Below are 7,368 nucleotides of genomic sequence, written 5' to 3'. Positions count from 1 at the left end.
CCTGACGTCCTAACCGATAGACGAACGGGCCACTTTCTTGTTCCGCCACGGCCTGTGCCGGCGGCGTGGGGCGGTGTTTAGGGCTTGGGCCGCAGGGCTGCAAGCGGAAAAATCGCCCGGGCGGGAAGTTTTTTCTCTGTCCTTCAACCAAGCGGCGCGGCATCGTCAAGACGCAGGCGCACCCGCTCGCGACCGCCCCATTGCGACAGCTCCAGCCTGCCGGCCAGGTGGAATCGGCGGCCTTTCGCGCCCAGCAGGGCCGGACCCAGCGGGCCAGCCATCGCGCTCCAGGCCACGGCTTCCAGCACCGGGCTGCCGGGGCTGCGGAAGCGCAGGCGCAGGTGGCTGTCGCCCATGGTGCTGGCGCTGTCGATCAGCTGGTCGGCAAAGGCGAAGCGCGGCGCCGGTGCGGCCTGGCCGAAGGGTCCGGCCCGGTCCAGCATCTGCATCAGCTCGACCGTGGCGCCGGCCGGGTCCAAGAGGCCCGAGATGCGCAGCTCGCCCGCGCCGCTGCGCGTGGCCATCTCGCGCGACAGCAGCTGCGCCAGCCGCTCCATCGCGGCGGGGATCAGCGCCTCTTCCACGGTCAGCCCCGCCGCCATGGCATGGCCGCCGCCCTTCAGCAGCAGCCCCTCGGCGGCCAGGCGCTGCACGGCGCGGCCCAGATCGACGCCGGGGACCGAGCGCGCCGAGCCCTTGCCGATGCCGCCCTCGACGCCGATCACGACCGAGGGCAGGTTGGTCGCCTCTTTCATCCGCGCCGCGACGATGCCGACCACGCCCGGATGCCAGCCCTGGCCGGCGGCCCAGGCCAGCGTCCCGGCGCCGCGCGCCTCGACCTGGGCCAGCGCCTCGTCGCGGACGGCGGCCTCGATGGCGCGGCGGTCGCGGTTCAGCTCGTCCAGTTCCGCCGCCAGGCGCTGCGCCAGCGCGGCATCGGTGCAGGACAGGCACTGCGCCCCCAGGTCGGCCCGCCCGACGCGGCCGCCGGCATTGATGCGCGGCCCCAGCAGGAAGCCGAGGTGAAAGGCGTTCGGCGCCGAATCGAGCCGCGCCACATCCGACAGCGCCACCAGCCCCGGCCGCGCGCGCCGGGCCATGATCAGCAGCCCCTGGCGCACGAAGGCCCGGTTGACGCCGACCAGCGGCGCCACATCGGCCACCGTCGCCAGCGCCACCAGATCCAGAAGCGGGATCAGGTCGGGGGCATCATGGCCCGCGGCACGCAGCAGGCTGTTGCAGCGCACCAGCGTCAGGAAGACGACGCCTGCGGCGCAAAGGTGGCCCAGGGCGCCGTCCTCGTCGGCGCGATTGGGGTTCACCACGGCCAGCACCGGCGGCAGCGTCTCGCCGCCCTGGTGGTGGTCCAGCACGATCACGTCGCAGGTGGCGGCGGCCAGCGCCTCGTGGCTCAGCGTGCCGCAATCGACGCAGACGATCAGGTCGTGGTTTTGCGACAGTGCGGCGATGGCGGGGGCGTTCGGGCCGTAACCCTCATCGATGCGGTCGGGGATATAAAGCGTCGCGTCGCGGCCCTGGCGGCGCAGCCAGTCGATCAGCAGCGCGGCCGAGGCGCCGCCGTCCACGTCGTAATCGGCAAAGACGGCGATGCGCTGGCCGGACAGGGCGGCGGCGGTGATCCGCTCGGCCGCCTTGTCCATGTCGCGCAGCCGCTGCGGGTCGGGCAGCAGGTCGCGCAGCTTGGGGTCCAGATAGGCCTGCGCCTCATGCGCCGGCACGCCGCGCTCGGCCAGCACGCGGCTGACGGGCAGGGGCAACCGGCTGTCCTGGGCCAGCGCCTCCGCCGCGCGTTCCAGGCTGGTCTCGGGGCCGCGCCACGACCGGCCGGTCAGCGAGGCGGTGACGGAAAGGAAGGCGGGCGAAAGCAAAGCGGTCATGCGGGCTTCATCCCCCATGACCGCCCGCTGTTCAAGATGCCGCCCGCTTACTTGACCGGGTTGCGATAGATCATGCGCCGCACCGAGCCGGTCTTCGAGCGCATCAGGATGGTCTCGGTCTGCAGGTAGTTCGGCTCGCGCTTGACGCCGGCCACGATCGAGCCGTTGGTGACGCCGGTGGCGGCGAAGATCACGTCGGCGGTGACCAGCTCGTCGCGCGAATAGATCCGGTCGAGGTCGGTGATGCCGGCCTTCTTGGCGCGGCCCTTCTCGTCCTCGTTGCGGAACAGGAGCTTGCCCCACATCTGCCCGCCCATGCATTTCAGCGCGCTGGCCGCCAGCACGCCCTCGGGCGCGCCGCCCGAGCCCATGTACATGTCGATGCCGGTCAGTTCCGCCTCGGCGCAATGGATCACACCCGCGACGTCGCCGTCGGTGATCAGCCGGATCGCGGCGCCGGTCGAGCGGACCTCGGCGATCAATTCCTCGTGGCGCGGACGCTCGAGGATGCAGACGGTGATGTCGCTGTCCTTGACGCCCCGCGCCTGGGCCAGCGCCCGCACGCGCTCGGCCGGCGCCATGTCCAGGCTGACCACGTCCCTGGCATAGCCCGGACCGATGGCGAGCTTCTCCATATAGACGTCGGGGGCATGCAGCAGCGTGCCGCGCGGCGCCATGGCGATCACGGTCAGCGCGTTCGGCATGTCCTTGGCGGTCAGCGTGGTGCCCTCCAGCGGGTCCAGCGCGATGTCCACCTCGGGACCGTCGCCGGTGCCGACCTCCTCGCCGATATAGAGCATCGGCGCCTCGTCGCGCTCGCCCTCGCCGATGACCACGACGCCCTTGATGTCGAGCATGTTGAGCTGCTCGCGCATGGCGTTGACGGCGGCCTGGTCCGCGGCCTTCTCGTCGCCGCGGCCGATCAGCCGGGCCGAGGCATGGGCGGCCGCCTCGCTGACCCGGGCGAGGCCCAGCGACAGCATCCGGTCATTGAAATCCTTGGCCGAGCTCATACGGAAATTCCTTGTGTGTCTGATCGTGTTTCTGATCCCGGGGGGCTTCTACGCCCGCGGCCTGCACCGGGCAAGACTGCGCGCGCTAACGGCTCAGCTTTCGGCAAGCTCCAGCGCCAAGGCGTGGATGCGCGGCACGATATCGCCCAGGGCGGCATGCACCAGCCGATGGCGGCCGACATGGCCCAGCCCGGCGAAGGCGGGGCTGGCCATGCGGATGCGGAAATGCGTCTCGCCGCCCTCACGCCAGCCGCCATGGCCGCGATGGCTCTCGCTTTCGTCCAGGATCTCCAACCGCGAGGGGGCGAGCCCCGCCAGTTTCTCGCGCATCTCGTCGGCAATCATCCGCATCACCCCTTTCATGTCCCGCGAAATAGCCTAAACTGCCTGTCCCGTTCAGGACAAGGCAGTCAGATGAGCAACAGTGACCCGTTCGGCTTCGACATATCCGCCGCTTCCGACAAGAAGAAGCGTTCCAAGGGCCGGCGCGGCATGTCCGGCGCCTTTGAGACCTCGCGGCGGGTCTGCGACAAGGAAGGCTGCAACGAACCCGGCCAGTACCGCGCGCCGAAATCGCCGCGCGCGCTGGACGACTACTATTGGTTCTGCAAGGACCACGTGCGCGAATACAACCTGAACTGGAACTATTTCCAGGGCCAGTCCGAGGCCGAGTTCCAGGAGTTCCTCGACAATGCCACGGTCTGGGAACGCCCGACCAAACCCTTCGGCCGTGCGGCGCAGGAACAGAAATGGGCCCGCCACGGCATCGACGACCCGCTGGAGATCCTGGGCGCCAACGGCACCAACCCCGAGGTCCGCAAGGCGGCCAGCCGCAAGCTGCCGCCGACGGAACGCAAGGCGCTCGAGATCCTCGAGGCACGCGATACCTGGACCCGGACAGAAATTCGCAAGCAATACAAGTCGCTGGTGAAGGATCTTCACCCGGATATGAACGGCGGCGACCGCTCGGACGAGGATCGCCTGCAGGAGGTGGTCTGGGCCTGGGACCAGATCAAGGACAGCCGCAGCTTCAAGGATTGAAGCAAGGGGGGCTTTGCCCCCCGCGCGTTCCGCGCTCCCCCCAGGATATTTGTCCAAGAAAGAAACTCGCGGGGTCGCGAAACATGCGGCCCTTTCTTTCTTGTTCAAATATCCCGCGGGGGTCCGGGGGCGCGAAGCCCCCGGCCGCAGCCTTACAGCTCGCGTTTCAGCGCATCGGCCAGGTCGGTGCGTTCCCAGGAGAACCCGCCATCGGCTTCCGGCGCGCGGCCGAAATGGCCGTAGGCGGCGGTGCGGCGATAGATCGGCCGGCACAGATCCAGATGCTCGCGGATGCCGCGCGGCGTCAGGTCCATGGCGCGGGCGATGGCGCGTTCGATCTCGGCCTCGGGGACGCCCGAAGTGCCGAAGGTGTCGGCATAGATCGACAGCGGCTTCGCCACGCCGATGGCATAGGAAAGCTGGATCACGCAGCGGCTGGCGAGCCCTGCCGCCACGACGTTCTTGGCCAGGTAGCGCGCGGCATAGGCGGCCGAGCGGTCGACCTTGGTCGGATCCTTGCCCGAGAAGGCGCCGCCGCCATGCGGGGCCGCGCCGCCATAGGTGTCGACGATGATCTTGCGCCCGGTCAGACCGGCGTCGCCGTCGGGGCCGCCGATGACGAAGGTGCCGGTCGGGTTCACCCACCATTCGGTGCGCTCGGTCAGCCAGTCGGCGGGCAGCACCTCGCGGATATAGGGCTCGACGATGGCGCGGATGTCGTCCGAGCTCTGTGCTTCGTCCTTGTGCTGGTGCGAGAGCACCAGGCTGGTGACCTCGACCGGCTTGCCGTTTTCATAACGCAGCGACAGTTGCGATTTCGCGTCGGGGCCCAGCATCGGCTCGGCGCCGGATTTGCGCGCCTCGGCCAGCCGGCGCAGGATGGCATGGGCATATTGGATCGGCGCCGGCATCAGCTCGGGCGTCTCGTCCACGGCATAGCCGAACATGATGCCCTGGTCGCCGGCGCCGTCGCGGTCGACGCCCTGGCTGATATGGGCCGATTGCTCGTGCAGGTAATTGTGGACGTGGCAGGTGTTCCAGTGGAACTTTTCCTGCTCGTAGCCGATGTCGTGAATAGTGTCGCGGGCGATCTGCGTCACCCGGCCCATGTATTCGCCCAGCTTCTTCTGGTCGGTCAGGCCGATCTCGCCGCCGATGACCACGGTGCCGGTGGTGGCGAAGGCCTCGCAGGCGACGCGGGCGGCCGGGTCCTCGGCCAGGAGCGCGTCCAGCACCGCGTCGGAGATCTGGTCGCACAATTTGTCGGGATGCCCCTCGGATACGGATTCCGAGGTGAACACGTAGTTCTGTCTGGCCATGGAGGTGCTCCGTTGAATGACGCCGCCACGCCAGGAAGCCGTTGTGGCGGTCAACGTTCAGCGATAGATCACGCTCCGGGTGCCGTCAACCGTGCTGATGACGCCGCCGCGCGGCCAGGGCCAGGGCCGCGAGCACCAAGGCCAGCGCCGGCCCGTCGCCCCAGCGTGCCCAAGGCGTGGGTGGCAGCGCGCCCGGCAGTGCGGCATCGATGCGGCCGGCCCGGTTCAGCCCCAGCGTGGCGCGCAAGCCGCCGCGGGCGTCGATCACCGCCGAGACGCCGGTATTCGCCGCGCGCATCAGCGGCAGGCCGGATTCGATGGCGCGCAGCCGCGCCTGCGCCAGGTGCTGCCAGGGTCCCGAGAGCGCGCCGAACCAGGCGTCGTTCGTCACCTGCAACAACCAGACCGGCCGCGTCTCGCCCGCGATCAGGTGGCGCGAGAAGATCGCCTCGTAGCAGATCAGCGGCTGCATGCGGGGCAGGCCGGGCAGGTCCAGCAGCCGCGGGCCGGGACCGGCGGAATAACCGAAACCGTGCTGTGCGGCGAAGGCGCGAATGCCGAAGCGCGCCATCAGGTCGCCCCAGGGCGTGTATTCGCCGAAGGGCACCAGGTGGAACTTGTCATAGATCGGGCCGATGCCGCGTGCCGAGAACTCGGTCAGGCTGTTGAAATAGCGCTGGCCCTCGCTGCGCTGGATGCCCAGGATCACCGGCGCGCCGGCGAAACCGGCGATGTCCTGCGGCGCGGTGCCGGACTGGTCGAGCAGGAAGTTCACCGCCGTTTCCGGCCAGATCACCGCATCCGGCGCCGGCCGGCCGGGGTCGCGGGCGGCGGAAAGGTCGAGGAGGCGGCGAAAGAACACCTCGGACCAATAGGGGTCCCATTTCAGCGCCTGGGTGGCGTCGGGCTGGACCAGGCGCAGCTGGATGGCGGTGTCGGGCGGCAGCGGGCGCGTCAGCCGCGCCAGGCCGGCGCTGAGCGCGGCGGCGATGACCAGCGCCGACAGGATCGTGCCCGGCACCGCCCCCCGAAGCTGCCGTGCGGGACCACGCCAGAAGGCGAGCGGCAGCGCCGCCGCCAGCATGGTCAGGCCGGAAAGCCCGATGGCGCCGAATGTTGCCGCCAGTTGCGCGGCCGGGGTGCCGATCCAGACATGGCCGGTCAGCGTCCAGGGCAGGCCGGTGAAGATCCAGCCGCGCAGCCAGTCCGACAGCACGATCAGTGCCGCAAACACCAGCCCCTGCCGGGGGAAGCCCGGGGTCAGCCGCGCCGCGGCCCAGGCGGGCAGGGTCCAGAACAGCGCGCCGCCCGCCGCCATCAGCGCCAGGGCAAAAGGGGCCATCCAGCCATAGATCTCGGGTTCAACCAGGAAGGGCTCGACGATCCAGGACATGGCCAGCGCGAAATGGCCAAGGCCCGCTGCGAAGGCGTGCCATGCGGCGGGCCGCGGGCCGGGCGCGCGGGCGATGCGCCAGCAGAGCGCGGCCAGCGCCACCACGGTCAGCGGCCAGAGCCCCCAGGGCGCCTGTCCCAGCGCCGCGCCGGCGCCGAGGATCAGGTCGAGCGCAAGCGCCGACCAGGACGGGCGCCCCGGTCTTGCGGGGCTCGGCACGGCTGCCGCCGCCATGGCGCGCCTCAGGCGTCGGCCGCCGTGTCGTCCGGGCTGGGGACGGTGTCGGCTTGCGGCGCCGCGGCTTCGGCCTCGGGCGCGGTCTCGGCTGGCGCATCGGGCTGCGCCTTGGCGCGGGACTTGCGCGGCGCGCGCGGCTTCGCGGGCTTCCTGGCCGGTTTCTCGGCGGCCTCGGCAGGCTCTTCGGCCGCGGCTGCGGCGTCCGGGGCGTCGCTGGCGGCTTCGGGCTGGGCCGTTTCCGCCTTGGGTTTGGTCACGCGCGGCTTGCGCTTGCGGACCGGCTTTTCCGGGGCTGCCGCTTCGGTCGTGGCCTCGACCACCGCCTCGGCTGCGACTTCGGGCGATGCCTCGGCCACGGGCTCGGGCGTCTCCGTTGCCGGGGCGGGCTCGGAAGCAAGCGCGGGCGCCGCTTCCGGCGCGGGCTTGGCCTTGCGGCTGCGGCTGCGCTTGGGCTTCTCGGCCTGGGC

General features: G+C 70.5%; 6 protein-coding genes and 1 riboswitch. Of the genes, 1 reads left to right on the top strand and 5 read right to left on the bottom strand.

The genetic code is table 11. The annotated features are described in order from the left end of the window. Positions 1-143: 143 nt before the first annotated feature. From recJ to E3D03_RS13350, 3 genes are all read right to left on the bottom strand, one after another. Complete coding sequence (recJ, locus tag E3D03_RS13360) at positions 144-1,898, bottom strand: single-stranded-DNA-specific exonuclease RecJ (RefSeq protein ID WP_263567334.1); 1,755 nt, start codon at positions 1,896-1,898, stop codon at positions 144-146. A gap of 47 nt (positions 1,899-1,945) precedes the next feature. Then, entirely contained in the window at positions 1,946-2,911 is a 966-nt protein-coding gene (glpX, locus tag E3D03_RS13355) for a class II fructose-bisphosphatase (RefSeq protein ID WP_263567333.1), read from the bottom strand. 93 nt (positions 2,912-3,004) lie between these two features. Beyond that, entirely contained in the window at positions 3,005-3,256 is a 252-nt protein-coding gene (locus tag E3D03_RS13350) for a BolA family protein (RefSeq protein ID WP_263567335.1), read from the bottom strand. Between the two features lie 69 nt (positions 3,257-3,325). Here E3D03_RS13350 and E3D03_RS13345 point away from each other — a divergent pair, with 69 nt between their 5' ends. Further along, entirely contained in the window at positions 3,326-3,952 is a 627-nt protein-coding gene (locus E3D03_RS13345) for a J domain-containing protein (RefSeq protein ID WP_017998072.1), read from the top strand. 152 nt (positions 3,953-4,104) lie between these two features. Here E3D03_RS13345 and metK read toward each other — a convergent pair whose 3' ends face one another. Together metK and lnt are read right to left on the bottom strand one after the other, a co-directional pair. Further along, a complete protein-coding gene (metK, locus tag E3D03_RS13340) occupies positions 4,105-5,271 on the bottom strand; it encodes a methionine adenosyltransferase (RefSeq protein ID WP_263567332.1) in 1,167 nt (388 codons plus the stop codon). Positions 5,272-5,276: 5 nt separating this feature from the next. Further along, positions 5,277-5,324, bottom strand: a riboswitch (SAM-SAH riboswitch). Positions 5,325-5,356: 32 nt separating this feature from the next. Continuing rightward, positions 5,357-6,898: an apolipoprotein N-acyltransferase gene (gene lnt, locus E3D03_RS13335; RefSeq protein WP_263567331.1), complete on the bottom strand. Its 1,542-nt coding sequence runs from the start codon at positions 6,896-6,898 to the stop codon at positions 5,357-5,359. Positions 6,899-7,368: the final 470 nt, after the last annotated feature.

It is taken from the genome of Paracoccus sp. DMF, from assembly GCF_004407025.1.
GTDB lineage: Bacteria > Pseudomonadota > Alphaproteobacteria > Rhodobacterales > Rhodobacteraceae > Paracoccus > Paracoccus aminovorans_B.
This window is presented reverse-complemented; position numbering and strand designations above follow the sequence as displayed.